This is a genomic window from Streptococcus sp. WM07, assembly GCF_004570525.1.
Lineage (GTDB): Bacteria > Bacillota > Bacilli > Lactobacillales > Streptococcaceae > Streptococcus.
The window spans coordinates 1-696 of the sequence record NZ_SPPZ01000135.1; the positions used below are offsets into that span (position 1 = coordinate 1).

A 696-nucleotide genomic window follows, 5' to 3' on the forward strand; every position below is an offset into this window, starting at 1 on the left:
GGCTTATTTACCATGGGCTCCAAAAATCCAAGAGAATTGTAGATAAAGAAAACTCCAAGATTAAAAGCAATCTGCTTATAATCTTGGAGTTTTGTCAATATACTCTGTTATTGGGCGCTTACGAAATGATTAATGAATTAAAAACTGCCCTAAAAACTAAAGATTTATCCTCCTATCATAAACGAATTCAAGCGGTTTATCTTAGAGCGACTAATACTCCCTATAAAACTATTATGGAGATACTTGATCTTTCTCATGATACTATTTGGAGACTAACTAAGAAATATCTAGAAGATGGTTTACAGGCCCTTGTTTCTGATGCTCGAGGAGGTCGTCGGCATGCTTATATGACGGTTGATGAAGAACAGGAATTTTTAAGTCAACAGCTATCTTCTGCTGTAAAGGGTGAGTTTATAACAATCGACTCTCTCTATGAAGCTTACCAAGAGCAGCTCGGTCGTAAAACCACCAAAGCTGGTTTTTATCGACTGCTAAAGCGTAATGGATGGAGAAAAGTTTCTCCTCGTCCTGAACATCCCAAAAAAGCAGAGGCTGGGCAAAAACTAACTTATAATACTCATTCAGAATCAAAATTAGCAGATATCCATTCTCTATGGACAATCGATCGTAAGCGAGTAGTTGATAAGCTTTGGATAACTTCTTGCAACTGATCAATGACGTCATTCAATGATTTAA

Annotated in this window: 2 pseudogenes; one reads left to right on the plus strand and one right to left on the minus strand. The window is 36.9% G+C overall.

Features of this window, described 5'->3' with window-relative positions:
- Positions 1-125: 125 nt before the first annotated feature.
- A pseudogene (locus tag E4T71_RS10530) lies at positions 126-542 on the plus strand (winged helix-turn-helix domain-containing protein); the annotation flags it as partial.
- Between the two features lie 35 nt (positions 543-577).
- Here E4T71_RS10530 and E4T71_RS10355 read toward each other — a convergent pair.
- Positions 578-696, minus strand: a pseudogene (locus E4T71_RS10355) (IS630 family transposase); the annotation flags it as partial.